Here is a 23,023-nt window from a genome sequence, read left to right on the forward strand (position 1 = left end):
CCGGTGTCTTTTTCACGCACCGTTGCCACGAGTCGCCCCGGTAGTGACATCGAACGGCCGCATTCCGGGCGCCGGTCATGACCGCGCGCGTTCCGACCCCTTGGAGATGGCCTCGCGGAGCTTCTTTTCCAGGGCGCGCCGCTTGGGTTCGGAGTGGAACTTCAGGCCGAACATGTCCTTGACGTAAAAGGCGTCGACGACCTGTTCGCCGTAGGTCGCGATCACGGCGCTTGAGATATAGACGTTCTGCGCGGCCAGCGTGCGCGTGAGGTCGTAGAGCAGGCCGGGCCGGTCGCGCGTGTCGACCTCGATGATCGTGTAGATCTCGGAGCCTTCGTTGTCGAAGGTGATCGAGGTGGGCACGCGGAAGGCCTTCTCGCGCTTTTTCATCTTGTCGCGGTCGGCCAGCGCCTCGCTGGGGACGACCTCGCCCTGAAGGGTGCGTTCGATCATCGTGCGCAGTCGCGGCAGGCGATCCTCATCGTAGGGATGGCCCTCGGCGTCCTGAATCCAGAAGGCCGCCGTCGCAAAGCCATCCTTGGTGGTAAAGGTGCGCGCGTCCACAACGTTTGCGCCGACGAGCGACAGCGCCCCGCACATGCGGCTGAAGATACCCGGGTGATCGGCCATTGCGAAACAGGCCCGCGTGGCGTCGCGGTCCTCGTCCGGGGTCAGGCGGATGCGGATCTGGTCGGTCGTGATGTCGCGCAGAAGCTCGGCGAAATCAACGTGCGCCGTGACATGCAGACCTTGCCAGTAGGGCGGGTAATGCCGGGCCAGTTCGCGCCGTATAGCCTTGTCGGACCAGTTGCCGAGTGTGGCGCGCAGGTTCTTGCGTGCCTCGGAGCCGCGTTCCTCTCGGTTGAGCGCCTCCATGCCGTCCTGCAAGGCCGTCCGGGTCTGGCGGTAGAGGGCGCGCAGCAGCGCCGCCTTCCAGTTGTTCCAGGTATCTGGGCCGACGCCGCGAATGTCACAGACCGTCAGGACACACAGCAGGTCCAGGCGTTCCTGCGTTTTCACCGCCTTCGCGAAATCGCGCACCGTACGCGGGTCCGCGATATCGCGTTTCTGGGCCATGTCGGACATCAGCAGGTGATAGCGCACCAGCCATTCCACCGTTGCGCTTTCCTTCTTGGACAGCCCCAGGCGCGGGGCCACCTTGCGGGCGATCCGGGCGCCGAGGACCGCATGATCCTCGTCCCGGCCCTTGCCGATATCATGCAGCAGCAGTGCCACGTAGAGCACCCGCCGGTTGATGCCGCCGCGGATGATGTCGGTGGAAACTGGCAATTCCTCGTCGAGTTCCTCGCGCTCGATCTTGGCGAGGTGGCTGATGCACTGGATGGTGTGTTCGTCCACGGTGTAGTGGTGATACATGTTGAATTGCATCATCGCGACGATGGGCTCGAACTCGGGAATGAAGGCCCCCAGGAGGCCGATTTCATTCATCCGGCGCAGGGCGCGTTCGGGGTTGCCGTGTTTGAGCAGCAGGTCGATGAAGATGCGGCGGGCTTCGGGTTCGGCGCGCATCCCGTCGTCGATGCGGTCCACGTTGGCCTTGATCAGGCGCATCGCGTCCGGGTGCAGCAAGGTGCCGGTGCGCAGCGCCTCTTCGAAGATGCGCAGCAGGTTCAGCTTGTCGGCCAGAAAGGCCTCCGGGTCAGCCACGGTCAGCCGGTTCTGCTTGATCGCGTAGGGCGCCTTGGCGCGCCGGCGGCGCTTGAGAAGCCGTTGCAGCATCGGCTCGGTCTTGAGGTGCGCGGCCTCCTGTGCGGTCAGGAAGATGCGGGTGAGTTCGCCCACCTCGGTGGCCTGGCGGAAATAGTCCTGCATGAAGACCTCGACCGCGCGCCGACCGGCCCGATCGCGATAGCCCATGGCGGCGGCCACCTCGACCTGGAGGTCGAAGGTCAGCTGGTCGGTGGCCCGTCCCGACAGCAGGTGGATATGGCAGCGGACCGCCCAGAGGAATTCATGCGCCTCGCGGAAGCTGTCGTATTCCTCCTGGCTGAAGACGCCGTGGTGCACCAGGTCCGAGGCGTCATGGACGCCGTGGATGTACTTGCCGATCCAGTAGAGTGATTGCAGATCGCGCAGCCCGCCTTTGCCTTCTTTCACGTTGGGTTCGACCATGTAGCGCTGGCCGCCCTGTTTGCGGTGGCGCGCGTCGCGTTCCTCCAGCTTGGCCTCGATGAACTCGGGCACGGTGTCGGCGAAGAGGTCGTCCTGCAGCTTCGTGGACAGCTGCTCTGACAGGTCGGCATCGCCGGCGATGTAGCGGCGCTCGACAAGCGAGGTCCGGATGGTGAAATCCTCGCGCGCCAGGCGCAGGCACTCCTTGACAGTGCGGCTGGCGTGGCCGACCTTCATCTTCAGGTCCCAGAGCACGTAGAGCATGGACTCGATCACCGCCTCGGCCCACGGCGTCAGCTTGTAGGGCGCTAGAAACAGCAGGTCGACGTCCGAGTGAGGCGCCATCTCTCCGCGCCCGTAGCCGCCCACGGCGACAAGGCAAAGCCGTTCCTGTGCGGTCGGCGTCGGCGCGGGATGCAGCTCCGTGCAGGCCAGCTCGAAGGTGGCCCCAACCAGTTGATCGGTCAGCCAGGCATAGGCCCGCGTCGTGGCCCGGGCGGCGAAGGGATTGGCGCGGAACGCTTCGGCGATGGCCGCGCGGCCGCCGACCTGGGCGCTGCGCAGCACCTCGACCACGGACTTGCGCCGCTCCACGGCGTCGGGACCCGCTGCGGCTGCCGCGGCGTGCACGCGCCGGCGCAGGGCCGCGGGATCAACGATCTCGGCGGCCGGGCGTACAAGGTCGCCGGGTGCGGCGCCGGGGATCGCGGCCTCAGGAGCCGCCGATGCCGAAACGGTTTGGAGCTGGGTCAACGACCACCACCTGGTTGTTCTGGATGCGCGCCACGGCCAGGGCGCGGTCATTCGTGCCGTCGGGGTTCAGCCGGAAAATGCCCGTCGCGCCGACGAAGCCCGATCGGCGTGTCAGGCTGGCCGTGGTCAGGGCAGCCGCGTCGCCGCTGGCGACCAGCGATCCGATTGCTGCGATCCCGTCGTGCGCGATCGAGGCCAGGCGATGCGGCGGGCTGCCGTAGGCCGCGGTGTACCGGGTTTCGAACTGCCGGGCGAGATTGGCATCCGGCCGCGCGAAATAGCCGTTCTGAAGCGGTGGCAAGGTTGCGGCCTGGCCGGTCACGCTCCAGTCCGTCAGGCCGATGAACGGGGTCTGGACCGGGTCGACGCCCCGGTCCACCATCGAGGTTGCCATGAGGGACAGACCGCCCTGGACGGTATCGGTCACGAAGATTGCCCCCGCGCCCGACCCGCGCACGGCATCCGTGATCGCCGGTGCCGCCTCGAAGATGCCAGACTGCGAGAACGGATAGGATCGGATCGTGCTGACCGTGCCGCCACTGGTCCGCACGGTGCGGGCGATGGCGTCACGTCCGGCCTGACCGGCTATGTCATCCTGGTGGACGACAGCGTAGCGGGTGATGCCTTCGCGCATCGTGTGACTGACCAGCCGCTGGGCGGTGTTTGCAAAGGTGCGGCCCAGGATGAAGGTGTTTGACCCCGTGGTTTCCGTCACCACCGGGTTATTGGAAAAGGCCAGCACGTTGACGTTCGCCCCGGCGACGGCATTGCCCGCGGAAATCGCGCTCTGGGCGTCCAGCGGGCCGAGGATGATCCCGGCACCGTCGCGGACGGCCCGGTTCGCCATGGCAGCCGCCGTTTGCGGATCCCGGTTGGTGGTATAGACCCGCAGGTCGATCCGCGCACCGTCGAGTTCCGAAGCCGCCATGCGCGCGGCATTTTCGAGGCTGGAGGAGATGCGCGCCATTTCGGGGTTGCTGCTGCCGGGCAGCAACAGCGCGACCTGAACAGGCGCGCCGGGGTCGATTCGTTGCCCACTTCCGGGGCCGGTCTGCATGGGCGGCACGTCGCAGGCGGCCAGCCAGGCCAGTGACAACAGAGCGATCAGCCGCGCGGCCAGGTGACGTGGCAAGATGGGCAAGCGCATGGTACGAGCGAGCATGAGCGATCTCTCTTCTGCGTTGGGCGCCGCGCAGGCGGTCGCTGATTGGCCAGGCCCTCGGGGTCTGGCACATTGAGCTTGCATCATACGGACCACGCCGGAAGTTTCGAGTCATGAATCACCCTGAAATTCCCCTCGACGCCGGCCTCTACCTTGTCTCCACGCCCATCGGGAACGCGCGCGACATCACGCTGCGCGCCCTCGATGTGCTGGCAAGCGCCCGGTTGATCGCGGCCGAGGATACGCGAACGGCGCGTAAACTGATGGAAATTCATGGTCTTGAAACACGGGGGCGGCACATGATGGCCTATCATGACCATTCCGGGCCGGGCGCGCGGGACAGGGTGATCGGGGCGATCGCCGACGGGCAGGCCGTCGCCTATGTCTCGGAAGCGGGCACGCCGCTTCTTGCCGATCCGGGGTTCCAGCTTGCGCGTGCCGTGCGTGTCGCGGGACAGTCCGTTTGGGCTGTGCCCGGGGCGTCGGCCCTTCTGGCCGCGCTGGCAGTGGCGGGCCTGCCCACGGACCGGTTCCATTTCGCCGGGTTCCTGCCCAATGCGCAGGTCGCGCGGCGCGCAGCCCTGTCGGACCTTCGGGATCAACACGGGACCGTGGTGCTCTACGAATCGCCCAAGCGGCTTGCCGCGCTGGTCGCGGATATTGCCGCAACCCTCGGGGCGGGGCGCGAGGTCGTGGTGTGCCGCGAGTTGACCAAGAAATTCGAGGAACGCCTTGCCGGTCCGGCCGAGGATCTGGCCCGTCGTCTTGCCGAACACCCGGTCAGGGGTGAATGCGTGGTGCTGATCGCCCCCGGAACCGAGGAGGTGGTGGGAGATGATGCCGTGCGGGCAGCACTTGTTAACGCGATGGAAACCATGCGGGTCAAGGATGCGGCCACCGCCGTTGCCGGGGCCATGGGTCGCCCCCGGCGCGAGGTCTACCAGATGGCGCTGGCCCTGAAGGACGATGCATGACGCAGGACATGATGCGCGGGCTGACCGCCTTTCATTCGGGCCTCGCCGCCGAACATTGCGTCGAACGGCACTATGAACGCCGGGGCTGTGACGTGCTGGCGCGCCGCTGGAGGTCGGCCTCGGGCGAGGTCGACCTGATCGCCCGTTCCGGTCCGCAGACCATCTTCATCGAGGTCAAGAAGGCCCGCGACCACGCACGGGCTGCCGAGCGCATCGCCCCGGCCCAGGCGCGGCGCATCATGGCCGCCGCCCTCGAATACCTGGACGCCGCCGGGGCAGGGGCGGAAACCGACATGCGCTTCGACGTCGCGTTGGTGGACGGCACAGGCCGGGTCAAGGTGGTCGAGAACGCTTTCATGACCTGACCGCATAGGCCTTGCGCCGGTCTTGCCGTTGCCCAATCCGGGCCGATGGGCCATGTATGGCACACAATGCCAACTGATCCGGATGTTTCCATGCCCTTTTCCGTCGCCCTTCAGATGGACCCGATCGGTCCTGTCGACATCAAGGCCGACAGCACCTTCCGCATCGGGCTCGAGGCCCAGGCGCGCGGTCACAGCCTGTTTTTCTACACGCCCGACCGGCTGTCCTACCAGGAGGGCCGGATCATGGCCCGCGGCTGGGACCTGGAGCTGCGCATGGTCGAGGGCGATCATTTCACGCTCGGCGATGAACGCGAGGTCGACTTGGCAGAGATGGACGTGGTCTGGCTGCGCCAAGACCCGCCCTTCGACATGAGCTATATCACCAACACCCACCTGCTCGACCGCATCCACCCGGATACGCTTGTGGTCAACGATCCTTTCTGGGTGCGAAACTATCCCGAAAAGCTGCTGGTGCTGGATTTTCCCGACCTGACCCCGCCCACCGCCATCGCCCGCGACCTGCAAACGCTCAAGGCGTTCCGCGATCACCATGGCGATATCATCCTGAAACCGCTCTATGGCAACGGCGGGGCCGGGGTGTTCCGCCTGCCGGAGAGCGACCGCAACCTCGTCTCGCTGCATGAGCTTTTCTCGGGCATCAACCGCGAACCTCTGATCGTCCAGAAATTCCTGCCTGCCGTCGCCAAGGGCGACAAGCGGGTGATCCTGGTCGATGGCGAGCCGGTGGGCGCGATCAACCGCGTTCCGGCTGCGGGCGAGACGAGATCGAACATGCACGTCGGCGGCCGTCCCGAGAAAGTGGCGATGACCGAACGCGATTACGAGATATGTGCGCGCATCGGCCCGCTTCTGCGCGAGAAGGGGCAGATATTCGTGGGCATTGACGTGATCGGCGACTGGCTGACCGAGATCAACGTGACCTCGCCCACCGGCATCCAGGAACTGGAACGGTTCGACGGCACGAACGTGGCCGGGCTGATCTGGGACGCGATCGAGGCGAAACGGTGAGCCTTCGAGCGCGTATCCTCAATACATTGCTGCGGCGCATCGAGCGGCCCGCGCTGGCGCGGATGCCCGCGCATCCCCCGAAGAAAATCCGCGACCGGTTCGACATGCAGGCGCGGCTCTTCTTTCGCCCGCCACGCGGCACGCGCGTCGAACAGACCTCTGTCGCGGGCCTGTCCGCGCTTGAAGTCGGCCCGGCAGATGCGGTGCCGATCCTTTACCTGCATGGCGGTGCCTATGTCTTTGGCAGCCCGAAGACCCACAAGGGTCTGATGGGGCGGCTCGTGGCGCGCTGTGACGCGCGGGCCGTGTTGCCGGATTATCCGCTGGCCCCCGAGCATCCGTTTCCCGCTGCGCCCGAGGCGGCGCTGGCGGTCTACCGCGAAATGGCCGCCAAGGGCCCGGTGGTCCTGGGCGGCGACAGCGCGGGAGGCGGGCTGGCACTGGCCCTGCTTGCGTGGATCTGCAACGAGGGACTGCCGCAACCGCTGATGACTTTCGTCCTGTCGCCATGGACCGACCTCACCCTTTCGGGTGACAGCATGACGGCCAACGCCCGTTCCGAAGTCCTGCTGCCGCCGGGGCGCATGTCCGAAGCGCGTGACGCCTACATGGGCGAGGCCGATCCGGCCGATCCCCGGGCCTCGCCGCTGTTCGCGGATTTCACCGGAGCGTCAGCGGTCCACCTCTGGGTGGGCGATACCGAGATCCTGCGCGACGACGCCCGGCGCATGGCCAATCACCTGCGCGGGCAGGGCGTCGACGCGACCCTGATCGAGGAAAGCGACCTGCCCCACGTCTGGCCCCTCTTCCCGGCCTGGCAACTGCCCGAGACGGAGGCCACGCTCGACCAGATCGCGCGTGCCGTTCAAACCTCGCTGGACAGGGCCAACCGGTAGCCCACGGCCTCGGCCACGTGCGGGCGCCGCACAATCGTGGAAGCATCGAGATCCGCGATGGTGCGCGCCACCCGCATGACCCGGTGATAGCCCCGCGCCGAGAGGCCGAATCGCTCGGCAATCTTCAGCAAGAGTTCCTTGCCCTCTTCATCGGGCGTGGCGACCTCTTCCAGCGCGCCGCCTTCAAGGTCCGCGTTCACGTGGGTGGGGCTGCCGTCGAAGCGCCCGGCCTGGATACCACGTGCCGCCAAGACCCGCCCGGCGACCTGGGCCGAGCTTTCCGCTGGGTCCGGCAGGTCGAGATCGGAAAAGGCCACCGGCGGGACATCCACGCGCAGGTCGAAGCGGTCCATCAGCGGTCCGCTGATCCGGCCGAGATAGTCCTCGCCACATTGCGGCACCCGGGCGCAGGCGCGGGCCGGGTCGGACAGGTAGCCGCATTTGCAGGGGTTGGCGGCGGCCACCAGCATGAAGCGGCAGGGATACTTGATATGGGCATTGGCGCGGGCGACCATGACCTCTCCCGTCTCGATGGGCTGGCGCAGGGTTTCCAGCACCGTGCGCGGAAACTCGGGAAACTCGTCCATGAAAAGCACGCCGTTGTGCGCCAGGCTGATCTCGCCCGGTTTCGCGCCTCGGCCACCTCCGACAATGGCCGCCATCGAGGCGGTATGGTGCGGTTCGCGAAAGGGGCGCGCGCGCGAAATGCCGCCCTCGTCCAGTAGCCCGGCCAGGGAATGGATCATCGAGGTCTCCAGCGCCTCGACGGCACTCAGCGGTGGCAGGATGCCCGACAGACGCGCCGCCAGCATGGACTTGCCCGATCCCGGTGTGCCGATCATCAGCATGTGGTGGCGGCCGGCGGCAGCGATCTCCAGCGCGCGCTTGGCCCGTTCCTGGCCCTTGACGTCGGACAGGTCGCGCCCGGCGGGACCGCTCGTGACCTCGCCCGGCTCGGCGGGCAAGAGCGTCGTCTGACCGGTGTAGTGTCGCGCCGCCTCGCCCAGAGAGGCCGCCCCGATCACCGTCGCCGCATCGACCCAGGCGGCCTCGGCACCGCAGGCGGCCGGACACAGCAGTGTGCGGCTTTCCTCGGCGGCCGCCATGGCCGCCGGAAGCGCCCCGATCACCGGCACCAGAGAGCCGTCCAGAGACAATTCGCCCAGCGCGACGGTTTCCGCCACCTTGTCATCGGGCAGCACATCCAGCGCGGCCAGCAGCGCCAGCGCGATGGGCAGGTCGAAATGGCTGCCTTCCTTGGGCAGATCGGCAGGTGACAGGTTCACGGTGATCCGCTTGGAGGGCAGGGCGATCGACATGGCCGACAGCGCCGAGCGCACCCGGTCGCGGGCCTCTGACACGGCCTTGTCCGGCAGGCCGACGATGGAAAAGGCCGGCAGGCCGGGCGAGACGGCGCATTGCACCTCGACCATGCGGGCCTCGACGCCCTCGAAGGCGACCGTGTAAGCGACTGAAACCATGAACCGACCCCGGTGTTAAGATCGGTTAACGTTAATCACCCCCGTGGTTAACGAAGGGTGAATGGTGGCACTCGAATTCCGGGCAGGCCTGGGGGCGGCCGCGCTGCGCGCGGAATCTCGCCCAAGAGGTGATCCGGCCGCGCAGGCTTTGCGTAACTCTTTCAAAGCTGCCCAGTATAGCAAGCAAACAGGGGGTTCCCATGGCACTCGACACAGGCGACGACCAAAGCATGACCCGCTCGGCCATGAAGGCCGAGCTTCTGGATGCTGAGACCGAGTTGAAACTGGCCTACGCCTGGCGCGACCAGCGCGACGAAGAGGCCCTGCACCGCCTCATAACCGCCTACATGCGGTTGGCGATCTCGATGGCGTCCAAGTTCCGCCGCTACGGTGCGCCGATGAACGACCTGATCCAGGAGGCGTCGCTCGGCCTGATGAAGGCCGCCGACAAGTTCGACCCGGACCGCGGCGTGCGCTTCTCGACCTATGCCGTCTGGTGGATCAAGGCCAGCATTCAGGACTACGTGATGCGCAACTGGTCCATGGTGCGCACGGGCTCCACCAGCAGCCAGAAATCGCTGTTCTTCAACATGCGCCGCATCCAGGCGCGTCTTGAACGAGAAGCAAGCGCACAAGGCGAGACTATCGATGCCCATGATCTGCGCGCGGCAGTGGCCAAGGAACTTGGCGTTCCCGTTCACGATGTCGAGATGATGGAGGGGCGGCTTTCGGGGTCGGATTTCTCGCTCAACGCGACCCAGTCGACCGAGGACGAGGGCCGCGAGTGGATCGAGGCGCTCGAGGACGACAGCGAGCAGGCGGCAGAAACGGTCGAGGCGGATCACGACAACGAGACCCTGCGCCAGTGGCTGCTGACCGCACTGTCCTCGCTCAACGACCGCGAGCAGTTCATCGTGCGGGAACGCAAGCTGCGGGATGCCCCCCGCACGCTGGAAAGCCTGGGCGACGAGCTGGGTCTGTCGAAAGAGCGCATACGCCAGCTGGAATCGGCGGCTTTCGGAAAGATGCGCAAGTCTCTTGAGGGGCGGTCTCGAGAAGTGCTCAACTTCTTGGCATGAAAGGTCTTTTCTGCGCGCTGGCCGTCGTGGCGGCTCCGGTGGCGTCGGCTGACCCTGTGCTTGAAGCCATCGCGGGTGCCGAAGCCGCGGTGGTCGTTCTTGGTGAAACGCATGACAACCCGCACCATCACGCGCGGCAGGCCCGAATCGTTGCCGCAATCGACCCGGCCGCGCTGGTTTTCGAATTCCTGACCGCGGAGCAGGCTTCGCGGCATGTCCCCGGCGCCGCGGAAACGGACCTGGAGACGGCCCTGGGTTGGGACAGCGCCACCGGCCTGCCGGATTTTTCCATGTACTACCCGATTTTCGCCGCCGCCCCCGGCGCCGAGATCAGGGGTGCGCGAGTGCCGCGGAACCGCGCACGCGAGGCCATGCAGCTTGGCGTGTCCGAAGTGTTCAGCGGACCCGCCGCGCTTTTCGGTCTCGACGCACCCTTGCCGGAGGCCGAACAGGCGCAGAGGCAGGCCCTTCAGGCCGAGTCCCATTGCAATGCCCTGCCCGAGGAGATGCTTCCCCTCATGGTCGCGGTCCAGCGGCTGCGCGACGCGGAACTGGCCCGCGCAACGCTTGCCGCGCTGGACACTGCCGGGCCGCCGGTGGTCGTGATCACCGGCAACGGCCATGCCCGCAAGGACCGGGGCGTGCCTGCGATGCTGAAGCGCGCCCGGCCCGGGCTGCGGGTCTTCGCGCTGGGCCAGGCGGAAGGAGAAGGGACCCCGCCGGGGCGCTTCGATCTTGTCGTGTCGTCGCGACCGGTGGATCGAGAAGACCCCTGCGCCGCCTTCCGGTAGCGGCCCTGGTCGCATTGCCCTGCCCGCGCTTGCGGGATACGGTCTGGCTGACATCATGAAAGGCCGGGCCATGCTGAATGGCAAATCCATCCTGCTGATCGTCGGGGGCGGTATCGCCGCCTTCAAGGCGCTGGACCTTGTCCGCAGGCTGCGTGAGCGCGGCGCCGCGGTGACGCCTGTCCTGACCGGGGCCGGTGCGGAATTCGTCACGCCGCTCAGTCTCTCGGCTCTGGCCGGGCAGCAGGTCTATCGCGACCTCTTCGATCTGACGGCCGAGGCCGAGATGGGCCACATAGAACTGAGCCGTGCCTCCGACATGGTGGTGGTCGCCCCGGCGACTGCCGACCTCATGGGCAAGATGGCCGGCGGGCTGGCCGATGACCTGGCCTCGACCCTGCTGCTGGCGACGGACAAGCGCGTGCTGATCGCCCCGGCCATGAACGTGCGCATGTGGGACCATCCCGCGACTCGGCGCAATGCCGAGCGCCTGCGCGCGGACGGCATCCTGTTCGCGGGCCCCACGGACGGGAACATGGCCTGCGGTGAATACGGGCCGGGCCGCATGGCCGAGCCGCTGGAGATCGTCTCGGCCATCGAGACGGCCCTGGGGCAGGGGCCTCTGACCGGCCGCCACGTGCTCGTCACCTCGGGGCCAACCCATGAACCCATCGACCCGGTGCGCTATATCGCCAACCGGTCCTCGGGCGCGCAGGGCACGGCCATTGCCGCGGCGCTGCGCGACCTGGGCGCGCAGGTTACATTCGTCACCGGTCCGGCTGTGGTTCCCGCGCCGGCGGGCGTCGATGTCGTCCCCGTCGAGACCGCCCGGCAGATGCTGGCGGCTGTCGAGGCCGCGGACCCGGCGGATGCGGCGATCTTCGCCGCGGCCGTGGCCGATTGGCATGTGACCGAGGCCAGCCACCAGAAGATCAAGAAGGGTGCCAACGGCCTGCCGGAGCTGGGATTCGCCGAGAACCCGGATATCCTCGCCGCGGTCAGCCAGCGCGATCGGGGGCGACCCTCTCTCGTGGTGGGCTTCGCCGCCGAGACCGAGAAGGTCGTCGAACACGCCACGGCCAAGCGCGCCCGCAAGGGTTGTGACTGGTTGCTGGCCAATGACGTCAGCCCCGGCACTGGCATCATGGGCGGGGCCGAGAACAAGGTGCACCTTGTCACCGCCGACGGGGTGGAGGACTGGCCGCGCATGGACAAGAATGCCGTGGCGGCGCGCCTGGCCGCAAAGATTGCCGAGGCTCTGGGTTGAGACCGTTGCAACCGGGTCTATCTGCTGAAAGCAACCAGGAGCAGGGGCGGGCATGGTGACCATCCGTTTCGAATGGGTCGAAGGCGCGGACCAGGCGCTGGGCCTGCCGGACTATGCCAGCGCGCGCGCCGCCGGGGCCGATCTGCGCGCCAATCTCGCCGATCGCGGGCGGCTGGAGCTGGCCCCCGGCGCCCGGGCGCTTGTCCCCACGGGGCTGCGCCTGGCGATTCCGGTTGGCTACGAGGTGCAGGTCCGGCCCCGCTCGGGGCTGGCGCTCAAGCACGGGATCACCCTGCCCAACAGCCCGGGCACCATCGACAGCGACTATCGCGGACCATTGGGCGTGATCCTGCAGAATACCGGCGAGGCGGCCTACACGGTGACCCATGGCGACCGCATTGCGCAGATGGTCGTAGCCCCGGTGGTGCAGGCTGGTTTCGCGGTCGGATCGCTGGACGAGACTGACCGGGGCGAGGGGGGCTTTGGCTCGACGGGGGCGGCATGACGGTAGTCCTCGCCATGGCGGCGGCGCTCTGGGGGATCGGTGTGGTGATGAAGGCGCCCTACGCGGCGCGTTTCACGATGATCGGCGTTCTGCTGGGTGCGGTGCTGCTGGTGCAGCTGGTCCTGCCCGATGGCCATCCCCTGCGCGAGGCGACAGGCAGTGACCCGCGCCTTTGGGGGTTGCTGATCGGGCTGGGTCTCGTGGTCTGGGCCTATAGTCTTGGCTTTCGCCGGGTCAAGGCCCGCGCGCGGCGCCGGCAGGCCGTGGCGGCGCCGGTCTCTGGTGGTTTTACCGAGACCGAACTGGACCGCTATGCGCGCCACATCATCCTGCGCGAGATCGGCGGGCCGGGGCAAAAGGCCCTCAAGGAGGCCCGCGTGCTGGTGATCGGGGCCGGGGGGTTGGGCGCGCCCGTGTTGCAATACCTGGCCGCCGCCGGGGTCGGCACCATCGGCCTGATCGACGATGACCTGGTCGACAATTCCAACCTGCAACGCCAGGTGATCCATACCGATGCCCGCATCGGCATGCCCAAGGTGCATTCGGCGGCAGAGGCGATGGCCGCGCTCAACCCCTTCGTGACCGTGCGCCCCTACCAGCGCCGCCTGACGGACGCCATCGCGGGCGAGCTGTTCGACGATTACGACCTGGTTCTCGACGGGTCGGACAATTTCGACACGCGTTACCTGGTCAACCGCACTTGTGCGCAAAAGGGCGTCCCCCTGGTGGCCGCCGCCCTGACCCAGTGGGAGGGGCAGATCAGCCTTTATGACCCGGCCAATGGCACGCCCTGCTATGAGTGCATCTTCCCCGAACGTCCCGCACCGGGGCTTGTCCCCAGTTGTGCCGAGGCGGGGATCGTGGGCCCGCTACCGGGCATCGTTGGGTCCATGATGGCAGTCGAGGCGATCAAGGCGATTACCGGCGCGGGCGAGGGGCTGCGCGGGCGCATGATGATCCATGACGCGCTATTCGCCGAAACCCGCGTGCTGGCGATGAAGCCGCGCGCCGATTGCCCTGTTTGCGGGACCGCCCGAAAAGGATAGATGACATGACCAATCCCTTGCTTTCCGACTGGGACACGCCTTTCGGCCTGCCACCCTATGACCGGGTCACCGATGCCGACTACGCCCCGGCGGTCGAGGCCGCGCTGGACGCGGCGCGGACCAATGTCGCCGCGATCGCGGACAACCCCGATCCGCCGACCTTCGCCAACACGATCGAGGCGCTCGAACTGGCCGATGAAACACTGGGTCGTGTGCTGGGCGCCTTTTTCGCGCAGGCCGGGGCGGACAGCAACGATGCGCGCCAGGCACTGATGCGTGAGTTTTCCCCGAAACTGGCCGCCTATGGCTCCGAGGTCACCTCGAACGCGGCGCTTTTGGCGCGGATCGAGACGCTCTGGCAGGATCGCGATGCCTTGGACCTGACCGATGAACAGGCCCGGGTGCTGATGGTGACCAGACGTGGTTTCGTGCGGGCGGGGGCGCAGTTGCAGGGGGCCGAGGCCGAGCGACTCAAAGTGATCAAGCAGCGGCTGGCCGAACTGGGCACGCAATTCACGCAGAATCTGCTGGCCGATGAGCGCGACTGGTGCATGGACCTGTCCGAACAGGATTTGCAGGCCCTGCCCGGCTTCGTGCAGGATGCCGCCCGCGCGGCGGGGGTCGAACGGGGCCGTGGCCCGGTGGTGACCACCTCGCGCTCTCTGATCGTGCCCTTCCTGCAGTTCTGCCCCGACCGGGCCCTGCGGAAAACAGCCTACGAGGCCTGGACATCGCGCGGCGCCATGGGCGGCGAAACGGACAATCGCGCCATTGCCGCCGAGGTGCTGCACCTGCGCGAGGACCGCGCGGCCCTGCTCGGCTATGACACTTTCGCCGCCTACAAGTTGGAAACAGAGATGGCCCGTACGCCCGCGGCTGTCCGCGACCTGTTGATGCAGGTCTGGACCCCGGCCAAACGCGCCGCCGAGGCGGATGCGAAGGTGCTGGAGGACATGCTGCACGCCGACGGGAGCGACGGGCCGCTGCAACCCTGGGACTGGCACTTCTACAGCGAGAGGCGCCGCGCCGCCGAGCACGACCTGAACGAGGAAGAGATAAAGCCGTACCTGCAGCTTGACCGGATGATCGAGGCGGCCTTCGACTGCGCGCATCGCCTCTTCGGGCTGGACTTCCGTGAAATCGATGCCCCTCTCTATCACCCGGATGTGCGCGCCTGGGAGGTCACGCGCGACGGGCAGCACATGGCCGTTTTCATCGGGGATTATTTCGCACGCGGCTCGAAACGCTCGGGGGCCTGGTGCAGTGCTATCCGCAGCCAGCAGAAGCTGGCGGGCGACATTCGGCCCCATGTGGTGAACGTGTGCAATTTTGCCAAACCGTCTTGGGAAAGGCCTGCTTTGCTGTCCTATGATGATGCGCGGACGCTGTTTCATGAGTTCGGCCATGCCCTGCATCAGATCCTTTCGGATGTCACCCATGCCTCGATCAGCGGCACCTCGGTGGCGCGGGACTTCGTGGAATTGCCCAGCCAGCTTTTCGAGCACTGGCTGGAGGTGCCCGAGGTGCTGGAACGCTTTGCCACCCACGCCGAAACCGGTGAGACCATGCCGCGCGATCTTCTGGACCGGCTGCTGGCGGCCACCACCCATGATGCCGGCTTCCAGACGGTGGAATACCTGGGGTCTGCGCTGGTGGACCTAGCCTTTCATGACGGCCCGGCCCCGGCGGACCCGATGCAGAAACAGGCCGAGGTGCTGGAAGAAATCGGGATGCCGGCTGCCATTCGGATGCGCCACGCCACACCGCATTTCGCGCATGTCTTTGCGGGCGACGGCTATTCCTCGGGCTATTACAGCTACATGTGGTCCGAGGTCATGGATGCTGACGCCTTCGAGGCGTTTCAGCAGGCCGGGGGACCCTTCGATGCGGAAATGGCAAGGGCGCTGGAGGCGCATATCCTGTCGCAGGGCGGCGCAGAGGAGGCAGCGACGCTCTACACGCGGTTTCGCGGCGGGCTTCCGGACGCGGCGGCGCTTCTACGTGGCCGGGGGTTGGCCGCGTAGACGCTCGGCCAGCTTCTCGATCTCGCGCAGTTCATCGGCCACGGCCCCGACAAAGGCCAGGGCCTCGTCGGGCACCGCGCCGGGGTCTTCGGCGCCCAGTTCCAGGTGGTTCCGGTCGGCAAGGTAGCTGTCCACGCTCGGGTCCTGCAGGGCGGCGACGATCCGGGCCAGCAGCTTGCGCTGGGCGATCAGGCGGGCTTCCAGGATATCGGGGGTCACGATGGGTCCTCCTTCTGGGGGTCGTTGGGATGCGGGGTCACGCCGTGCGGGTCCTTGTGGATCAGCACGTCGGCCTGTGGATAATCGGCCAGGATGGCCCGGCGCAGCGCGGCGCCGATGGAATGGGCCTCGTCCAGCGTCTGGGTTCCGTCCAGCTCGATGTGCAGGTTGACGAAGAGACGGCTGCCCGATTGCCGGGTCTTGAGGTCGTGATAGCCCAGCACGCCCGGAAAGTCCGCGACGACCCGCTCGATCCCGGCCAGCGTTGACGGATCGGCCTGCCGGTCCATCAGGGCATGCCAGGCGGCACGCCCGATCCGCACGGCGCCGATGATCAGCATACCGGCGGCCCCAAGGGCGACGATGCTGTCAACCTGGCCCAGCCCGAACCGGGCCGAGGCGACCAGCGCCAGCAGCGCGCCGACATTTGGTACGAGGTCGCCCACGTAATGCAGGCTGTCGGCGGCCACGACCCTGTTGCCGGTCAGGCGCGCCACCCGGCGCTGCCACCAGACCAGCGCCCCGGTGAGGAGGATGGAGACCACCATCACCGCGATTCCCTTGCTCTCCTGCGCGGGCATGGGACTGTTTCCGGCCACGAGGCGGAGGATCGCCGCCCCGCCGATTACCCCGGCCGAGGCGGTGATGATCAGCGATTGTGCCAGCGCGGCCAGGTCTTCGGCCGCGTTGTGGCCAAAGGCGTGGTCCGCATCGGCCGGTTTCGCCGCATAGGCGATGGCCGCCAGCCCGCCCAGCGACATCATCAGGTCCAGCGCGCTGTCGGCCAGCGCGGCGGCCACGGCCAGCGAGCCTGTCTGCCCGAAAGCCCAGAACTTGGCGCCCACCAGCACCAGGGCAACCGTGACCGAGGCGATGCCGGCCGAAAGGTTCAGTCTGTGATGAGAAACCGTCATGGACCAGAAGTTACAGCATTTCCGCAGCGACCTGAATCGCTTGTTCGCGGCCGGGCGCGCCGGGCAAATGTCAAAGGTGGCAGGAAACGTCCGAAGACCCATCGCAAGTGCGTTATTCGCGAATCTCGTGTGGAAACACGCCCCATAGCACCGGCTTGGACGCCCAGCCGCGGTGCCCGCCCGCCACGAGGCGGCACCAGTCGCGGCTGCATTCATCCAGCTCCGCGATGACGCCACGTTCGAGGATGGCGGTTTGCGGCGAAGCCTCGACCGGGCGGGCCAGAAGCGGCAGCATGTCACGTTGCACGATCACCGTGCGATTGCCCGACAACAGCGAGTAATGCACCCAGCCGCCCATGCCCTCGTGGTCGGTGACGCGGCGCCAGTGTCCGTATTCGGCAATCACCTGTAGTGGCATGTCGCGGCGCTTGAAGACCCAGTCGATCCGGTGCGACAGGCTGGGTCCGCGCCGGACATTGGCTTCGTTCGCCTTGAGAGAAACGAAACGCGGCAGCGGCAGGTTGGTCACCGGGCCGCGGGTTTCGGATGTCGTGGCGGCTGGCCCTGCGGCGTCCTGCGCCGGGACGCACCCTGCCCAGAGCACGAAGACACAGGCCAGAACCTGCCGCAAGACTGTCATGGAACCACCCGCCAATGTGCGCCTCTTGCGCGCGGGGTTCTTGTGCCCCGGCGCCGATGCGGGCAGGTTGCCACACAGGATGATGGCTGGAAAGCGACGGAGGGCCCAGGATGCCACGCAAACGCCTGAGTGTTGTCGTCACGCGACGGTTGCCCGAGGTGGTCGAGACCCGCATGAAGGAGCTCTTCGACGTTCAGCTGCGCGATGACGACAGTCCGATGACCCCCGAGGACCTGGCGCAATCGCTCCAGCATTGCGACGTGCTGGTGCCGACGCTGACGGACACCATCAACGCCGGGCTTCTGGGCCAGGCCGGAGAGCGGCTTAAACTGATCGCCAACTATGGCGCCGGGGTGGATCATATCGACGTGGGCACGGCCCGCCAGCGCGGCATCCTGGTCTCCAACACGCCTGGCGTGGCCACCGAGGACACTGCCGACATGACCATGGCGCTCATGCTGGCCGTGACGCGCCGCATCCCCGAGGGACTGGCGCGGATGCAGTCGGGCGAATGGAGCGGCTGGGCGCCGAACGCCATGCTGGGCGGACGGATCGCGGGGCGGCGGCTGGGCATTCTGGGCATGGGCCGGATCGGCCAGGCGGTTGCGCGCCGTGCGGCGGCCTTTGGCATGCAGGTGCATTATCACAATCGCCGCCGCCTGCGCCCGGAAACCGAGGACGACTTGGGCGCCACTTACTGGGAAAGCCTCGACCAGATGGTCGCGCGGATGGACGTGATCTCGGTCAACTGTCCGCACACGCCCTCGACCTTTCACCTGATGAACGCCCGGCGGCTCAAGCTGATGAAAGAGGACGCGGTGATCGTGAACACCTCGCGCGGCGAGGTCATCGACGAGAACGCCCTGACACGGATGCTGCGCGCGGGCGAACTGGCCGGGGCGGGGCTGGATGTTTTCGAACACGGCAACCAGATCAATCCGCGCTTGCGCGAGCTCAAGAACGTGGTGCTGCTGCCGCACATGGGATCGGCCACGCGCGAGGGCCGCATCGAGATGGGCGAGAAGGTGCTTTTGAACATCAAGACCTTTGACGATGGGCACCGGCCGCCCGACCAGGTTGTCCCGGCAATGCTTTAGCGCCGCTCAGCGGGTCATGGGATGGGTCGAAAACCGCATGAAGTCGTTGTCCGCATGTGCCCGGGCACCATGACCGGTGGTGCCAAGTAACTGGACTTGAGGAAAATTTTCAGCCGTCCGCACCGCGATCGGCGTTAGCGATAGACCTCGTCGGGCCCCGGAAAGGCGCGGGATTTCACGTCGTCGGCATAGGCTTTGACCGCCTCTTCGATCATCGGTCCAAGTTGGCCGTAGACCTTGACGAATCTCGGCGTCCAGGGGTTCAGGCCAAGCATGTCCTCGAGCACGAGGATCTGGCCGTCGCAGTTTTTCGAGGCGCCGATGCCGATGGTGGGGATATCGACGGCCTCGGTGATGCGGTTGGCCAGGTCCTCGACCACGCCTTCGACCACAACGGCAAAGGCGCCCGCCTCGGCGACCGCCTTGGCGTCTTCGACATGCACGCGCCAGGCGTCCTCGTCGCGGCCCTGCACCTTGAAGCCGCCCATCGTGTTCACCGATTGCGGGGTCAGGCCGACATGCGCCATCACCGGAATGCCGCGGTCCACGAGGAACCTGATGGTCTCGGCCATGCGTGCGCCGCCTTCCAGTTTGATCGCTTGGCACTGGGTGTCCTTCATGATCTTCGCGGCGTTGCGGAAGGCCATGTTGGGGCTTTCCTCGTAGGTGCCGAAGGGCATGTCCACCACGACCAGAGCCCGCTTGGTTCCGCGCACCACGGCCTTGCCATGCATGATCATCAGGTCCAGCGACACGCCCAACGTGCTTTCCATCCCGTGCATCACCATGCCGAGGCTGTCGCCCACCAGGATGAAATCGGCGTGTTTGTCGACCAGCGCGGCCGTATGGGCATGGTAGGAAGTCAGCGAGACGATCGGCTCACCGCCCTTGCGGGCGCGGATCTGCGGCACGGTCGTGCGCCGGACGGTTTCGGTCTGGGCGCTCATGGGTGGACCTCCCTCTGGTCGATCAAGAGGACATGGTTGTCCCCGCTGCCGAATTCGGCGGATATCATGATGCCGACCGGCGCGGACAGGCGGCCGGTGGCGGGCGTGAAATCGGGCAGCCGGACAATGTCCAGGCCCTTCAGCGTGGCGCGCGGCTCACCGGCGATGGTGTCCCTGATGGTCCGGGCAAGATCCTCGACCGTGGCCGCGCCCATGGACTGCGCCGCATCGAGCGCGCGCGCCAGGATGGGCGCAGCGGCGCGGTCTTCCTCTGTCAGGCGGCTGTTGCGGCTGGACATGGCCAGTCCGTCGGGTTCGCGCACGGTGGGGACGCCACGGATTTTCAGCGGCATGTGCAAGTCGCGCACCATGCGCTTGATCACGTGCAATTGCTGGTAGTCCTTTTCCCCGAAATAGGCGGCATCCGGCTGGCAGATGTTGAACAGTTTTGCGACCACGGTGGTCACGCCGCGGAAATGGCCGGGCCGGACGGCGCCGTGGAGGATGTTGGCCAGGCGCGTCGTCTCGACCACGGTCTCGTCGCCCTCGGGGTAGATCTCGCCGATCTCGGGGATCAGGACCGCGTCGATCCCGGCCGCTTCGAGGTGTTCCAGGTCCCGCGCTTCGGTGCGTGGATAGGTTTCCAGGTCGGCGGCCTCACCGAATTGCGTGGGATTCACGAAGATCGTTGCCACGACCCGGTCATGCGCCGCCCGCGCTTCGCTTACCAGGGCCATGTGACCGTCGTGCAGCGCGCCCATGGTCGTGACCAGGCCGACACCCTCGCCGCTGGCGCGGAACCGGGCCACGGCGGCGCGGAGGTCGAAAACGGTGCGGCAGATCTGCATGGGCTGTCCCGGGCGGCGGCGTTGTGTGCCCCGAAGGCTTACACCGGGCCGGGCCGGGCGGGCAACCGCCGTAACCGGGGATGATCGGGAGCCCGATCCCGGGCCTCCGCAGGCTCTCAATTCACCAGCGGAGGATGATCGCGCTGCCGCGTCGCGATCAGCGGAGCGACATGTGCGGTGGGCGCCGCCCCCGTCGCGCAATCTTCGACCCAAAAAAGCGGGGGCTGCAGGCGGGCGTCGGTTTTGGGCGGCGTGGCGTCGGCTGCACTTCGTGCGCTGCGCAGGATTTGCGGCATTGTAGCGGCGAAAACGCTTAGTGGAGTCGCGAAGATGAAAACCAATGTCCGTGCGCTTGTCATCGGTGGCGGCGCCATCGGCACCTCGGTCGCCTATCACCTGGCTCGTGCGGGCTGGGATGACATCCTGCTGCTGGAGCGGGACGAACTGACCAGCGGCAGCACCTGGCACGCCGCCGGCCTTCTGCCGCTCTACAACATGTCCTACGCGGTCAGCCATATCCACGACTACTCGGTCAGGTTCTACAAGACCCTTGAGGAAGAGACCGGTCTGAACGCCGGGTTTTCTGTCGTGGGCAACCTGCGCATGGCCCGCACCCAGGACCGCATGGACGAATACATGGTCTATGCCTCGACCGCCGAAACGGTGGGTATTCATTATGAATGGATGACACCTGCGCAGATCAAGGAAAGCTGGCCGCTGGTGAACACCGAGGACCTGAAGGGCGCGATTTACCACCCCGAGGACGGCTATATCAACCCGGCCGACCTGACCATGGCCATGGCCAAGGGCGCGCGCCAGCGCGGCGTGACGATCGAGCGCAAGTGGCAGGCCGACGGGTTCGAATGGAAGGGCGACCATTGGGACGTGACCTGCACCAGGATGGTCGAGAAGGGCGGCAACCTCGTGCCCAGCGACGAGCAGATCGTCATCTCGGCCGAGCATGTTGTCACCGCCAGCGGCAACCACGCGCAGCGCACCGCGCGACTTCTGGGCATCAAGAGCGCCGCGATCCCGGTCGAGCATCAGTTCATCGTCACCGATGCGGACCCGGCGCTGGTGGCCTGGCGCAAGGACAACCCCGAGCACCCGGTTCTGCGCGACGCTGACGCCAAGTGGTATGTGCGCGAGGAACGCGGCGGCTGGATCCTGGGGCCCTACGAGCTGAACGCGCCGGCCTGTTTCGAATACGGGGTGCCCGACACGTTCCGCGCTGACCTCTTCCCGCTGGACCTGGAGCGGATCGAGGAGGAATACATGTCCATGATCCATCGGATTCCGTCCACAGAAGAGGTGGGGTTGAAGGACGATTACAACGGCCCGATCTGCTACACGCCCGACGGCAACCCGCTGGTCGGCCCGGCCCCGGGTCTGCGCAACATGTGGCTGGCCGAGGGCTTTTCCTTCGGGATCACGGCGGCGGGCGGGACCGGTTATTATCTGGCGCAGATGATGGTCGAGGGCGAGGCCGAGATCGACATGGCGTCGCTCGACCCCAAGCGGTTCGGCGGCTGGATCACGACCGAATACAGCGCCCGCAAGAGCGAAGAAGCCTACGAACATGTCTACATCCTGCACCACCCTGACGAGGAGCGTGAGAAGTGCCGCCCGCTGCGCACCGCGCCCAGCTATGACCGGCTCAAGGCGCGCGGCGCGCAGTTCGGCTGCGTCAATGGCTTCGAGCGGCCCAACTATTTCGGCCCGCTGGAGGCGCCCGACGGCTTCGACCATGACGCGCGCAGCTTCCGCCGCGGCGGCTGGTGGCAATACGCCGTGGACGAGGCCAAGGCGGTGCGTGAGGGCGTCGGGCTGCTCGATGCCAGCGCCTTCACCAAGCACACGGTCAAGGGGCCGGGCGCGACAGCCTTCCTCGACTGGTTCACTTGCAACAAGCTGCCCAAGGTGGGCCGCATCAACCTGACCTACGCGCTGACGCCGCAGGGAACGACGCGCACGGAATACACCATCGTGCGGCTGGCCCAGGATGAATACTACCTCGTCTCGTCGGGTGCGCTGACGGATTATGACGGCGATTACCTGCGCAAGTGCGCCGCGGACAAGGCATCGGAGTTCGGATACATCGCGGTTGAAAACGTGACCACGCAATACGGCGTCTTCGCCATTGCCGGGCCGAAATCGCGCGATGTCCTGGCCGAGGTCATCAAGGACGCCGAGCCCGGAACAGCCCTGTCGAACAAGCGGTTCCCCTGGCTGAGCGCGCGGCAGATCGAGCTGGGCATGTGCCCGGTCAACGCGATCCGGGTGGCCTATACCGGCGAGTTGGGCTGGGAATTGCATCACCCCATCGAAATGCAGAACTACCTGTTCGACCTGCTTGAGGCGGCCGGCGAAAAGCACGGCATGAAGCTGGTCGGGGCACGGGCGCAGAACTGGTTGCGCCAGGAGAAGAGCTACCGCGCCTTCGGGCACGAACTTGGCCGCGACGCCACCCCGCTCGAAGCCGACCTGCCGCGCTTCGTGGACCTGTCCAAGGATTTCCAGGGCAAGATCGCGATGGAGGAGATCGGCCTGCGCACCAAGTGTTGCACGCTGCTGATCGATGGGCCCGAGGACGCGGACCCCTGGGGGGTCGAGGCGCTTTACGATGGTGACGAAAAGGTCGGGCGCCTGACTTCGGGCGGGTATTCAGTGCATTTCGGCAGGTCCATCGGCATGGGCTATGTCCGCCCCGAACTGGCCGAACCCGGCAACCGGCTGAAGATCAGGATGCTGGACCGGCTCTGGGATGCCGAGGTGGTGGTGGATTCGCCCTACGACCCAAAGAACGAGACAATCCGCACGGACGGGTGAAACCATCCGTCAATGGTCCGGACCGGG

General features: G+C 66.7%; 20 protein-coding genes. 12 read left to right on the forward strand and 8 right to left on the reverse strand.

All coding sequences use genetic code 11. The features are described from left to right. Window positions 1-75: 75 nt before the first annotated feature. A complete protein-coding gene (locus tag VJ897_RS00905; RefSeq protein WP_324052360.1) occupies window positions 76-2,886 on the reverse strand; it encodes a [protein-PII] uridylyltransferase in 2,811 nt (936 codons plus the stop codon). After that, the gene (locus tag VJ897_RS00910; RefSeq protein WP_324052362.1) at window positions 2,846-4,048 is read right to left on the reverse strand and encodes a penicillin-binding protein activator; all 1,203 of its coding nucleotides are present in this window, start codon (window positions 4,046-4,048) and stop codon (window positions 2,846-2,848) included. The genes VJ897_RS00905 and VJ897_RS00910 overlap by 41 nt, the downstream gene beginning before the upstream one ends. 113 nt (window positions 4,049-4,161) lie before the next feature. On the opposite strand from VJ897_RS00910, the gene rsmI reads away from it, so the two are divergent. From rsmI to VJ897_RS00930, 4 genes are all read left to right on the forward strand, one after another. Then, complete coding sequence (gene rsmI / locus VJ897_RS00915) at window positions 4,162-5,022, forward strand: 16S rRNA (cytidine(1402)-2'-O)-methyltransferase (protein WP_324052364.1); 861 nt, start codon at window positions 4,162-4,164, stop codon at window positions 5,020-5,022. A gap of 11 nt (window positions 5,023-5,033) precedes the next feature. Next, window positions 5,034-5,387, forward strand: coding sequence for a YraN family protein (locus VJ897_RS00920; RefSeq protein ID WP_324052474.1), 354 nt, complete (start codon window positions 5,034-5,036; stop codon window positions 5,385-5,387). 90 nt (window positions 5,388-5,477) lie between these two features. After that, window positions 5,478-6,416 (forward strand): glutathione synthase, encoded by a 939-nt coding sequence (gshB, locus tag VJ897_RS00925; RefSeq protein WP_324052365.1) that lies wholly within the window; start codon window positions 5,478-5,480, stop codon window positions 6,414-6,416. Continuing rightward, complete coding sequence (locus VJ897_RS00930; protein ID WP_324052367.1) at window positions 6,413-7,312, forward strand: alpha/beta hydrolase; 900 nt, start codon at window positions 6,413-6,415, stop codon at window positions 7,310-7,312. Before gshB ends, VJ897_RS00930 begins: the two co-directional genes overlap by 4 nt. On the opposite strand, the gene VJ897_RS00935 is transcribed toward VJ897_RS00930, so the two are convergent. Then, a complete protein-coding gene (locus VJ897_RS00935) occupies window positions 7,282-8,793 on the reverse strand; it encodes a YifB family Mg chelatase-like AAA ATPase (RefSeq protein WP_324052369.1) in 1,512 nt (503 codons plus the stop codon). The genes VJ897_RS00930 and VJ897_RS00935 overlap by 31 nt on opposite strands. A gap of 200 nt (window positions 8,794-8,993) precedes the next feature. Between VJ897_RS00935 and VJ897_RS00940 the strand changes: the two genes are divergently transcribed. From VJ897_RS00940 to VJ897_RS00965, 6 genes are all read left to right on the forward strand, one after another. Beyond that, on the forward strand, window positions 8,994-9,872 hold the full coding sequence (locus VJ897_RS00940; protein ID WP_324052371.1) for an RNA polymerase factor sigma-32: 879 nt from the start codon (window positions 8,994-8,996) through the stop codon (window positions 9,870-9,872). Beyond that, window positions 9,869-10,663: a ChaN family lipoprotein gene (locus tag VJ897_RS00945; protein WP_324052373.1), complete on the forward strand. Its 795-nt coding sequence runs from the start codon at window positions 9,869-9,871 to the stop codon at window positions 10,661-10,663. The genes VJ897_RS00940 and VJ897_RS00945 overlap by 4 nt, the downstream gene beginning before the upstream one ends. A gap of 70 nt (window positions 10,664-10,733) precedes the next feature. Then, window positions 10,734-11,927 carry a bifunctional phosphopantothenoylcysteine decarboxylase/phosphopantothenate--cysteine ligase CoaBC gene (gene coaBC, locus VJ897_RS00950; RefSeq protein ID WP_324052476.1) on the forward strand — a complete coding sequence of 398 codons (1,194 nt, stop codon included), beginning with the start codon at window positions 10,734-10,736 and terminating at the stop codon, window positions 11,925-11,927. A gap of 52 nt (window positions 11,928-11,979) precedes the next feature. Further along, entirely contained in the window at window positions 11,980-12,432 is a 453-nt protein-coding gene (gene dut / locus VJ897_RS00955) for a dUTP diphosphatase (RefSeq protein ID WP_324052375.1), read from the forward strand. Then, window positions 12,429-13,478 (forward strand): HesA/MoeB/ThiF family protein, encoded by a 1,050-nt coding sequence (locus VJ897_RS00960; protein ID WP_324052377.1) that lies wholly within the window; start codon window positions 12,429-12,431, stop codon window positions 13,476-13,478. The genes dut and VJ897_RS00960 overlap by 4 nt, the downstream gene beginning before the upstream one ends. A 5-nt stretch (window positions 13,479-13,483) precedes the next feature. After that, the gene (locus VJ897_RS00965) at window positions 13,484-15,502 is read left to right on the forward strand and encodes a M3 family metallopeptidase (RefSeq protein WP_324052379.1); all 2,019 of its coding nucleotides are present in this window, start codon (window positions 13,484-13,486) and stop codon (window positions 15,500-15,502) included. Here the strand turns inward: VJ897_RS00965 and VJ897_RS00970 are convergent. The 3 genes from VJ897_RS00970 to VJ897_RS00980 all read right to left on the reverse strand — a co-directional run bounded on the left by VJ897_RS00970 (window position 15,476) and on the right by VJ897_RS00980 (window position 17,275). Then, window positions 15,476-15,721: a hypothetical protein gene (locus VJ897_RS00970; protein WP_324052381.1), complete on the reverse strand. Its 246-nt coding sequence runs from the start codon at window positions 15,719-15,721 to the stop codon at window positions 15,476-15,478. The genes VJ897_RS00965 and VJ897_RS00970 overlap by 27 nt on opposite strands. Next, the gene (locus VJ897_RS00975) at window positions 15,718-16,635 is read right to left on the reverse strand and encodes a cation diffusion facilitator family transporter (protein ID WP_324052383.1); all 918 of its coding nucleotides are present in this window, start codon (window positions 16,633-16,635) and stop codon (window positions 15,718-15,720) included. Before VJ897_RS00975 ends, VJ897_RS00970 begins: the two co-directional genes overlap by 4 nt. Window positions 16,636-16,747: 112 nt before the next feature. After that, on the reverse strand, window positions 16,748-17,275 hold the full coding sequence (locus tag VJ897_RS00980; protein ID WP_324052385.1) for an SH3 domain-containing protein: 528 nt from the start codon (window positions 17,273-17,275) through the stop codon (window positions 16,748-16,750). 110 nt (window positions 17,276-17,385) lie between these two features. Between VJ897_RS00980 and VJ897_RS00985 the strand changes: the two genes are divergently transcribed. Further along, a complete protein-coding gene (locus VJ897_RS00985; protein WP_324052388.1) occupies window positions 17,386-18,372 on the forward strand; it encodes a 2-hydroxyacid dehydrogenase in 987 nt (328 codons plus the stop codon). A 134-nt stretch (window positions 18,373-18,506) separates the two neighbouring features. Here the strand turns inward: VJ897_RS00985 and panB are convergent, their stop codons facing one another. Together panB and panC are read right to left on the reverse strand one after the other, a co-directional pair. Then, entirely contained in the window at window positions 18,507-19,319 is an 813-nt protein-coding gene (gene panB / locus VJ897_RS00990; protein WP_324052390.1) for a 3-methyl-2-oxobutanoate hydroxymethyltransferase, read from the reverse strand. Then, window positions 19,316-20,167 carry a pantoate--beta-alanine ligase gene (gene panC, locus VJ897_RS00995; RefSeq protein ID WP_324052392.1) on the reverse strand — a complete coding sequence of 284 codons (852 nt, stop codon included), beginning with the start codon at window positions 20,165-20,167 and terminating at the stop codon, window positions 19,316-19,318. The genes panB and panC overlap by 4 nt, the downstream gene beginning before the upstream one ends. A gap of 330 nt (window positions 20,168-20,497) precedes the next feature. Here panC and VJ897_RS01000 point away from each other — a divergent pair, with 330 nt between their 5' ends. Continuing rightward, a complete protein-coding gene (locus tag VJ897_RS01000; protein WP_324052394.1) occupies window positions 20,498-22,996 on the forward strand; it encodes a GcvT family protein in 2,499 nt (832 codons plus the stop codon). Window positions 22,997-23,023 lie beyond the last annotated feature (27 nt).

This window comes from Salibaculum sp., from assembly GCF_035270045.1.
In the GTDB taxonomy this organism is placed as follows: Bacteria; Pseudomonadota; Alphaproteobacteria; order Rhodobacterales; family Rhodobacteraceae; genus Salibaculum.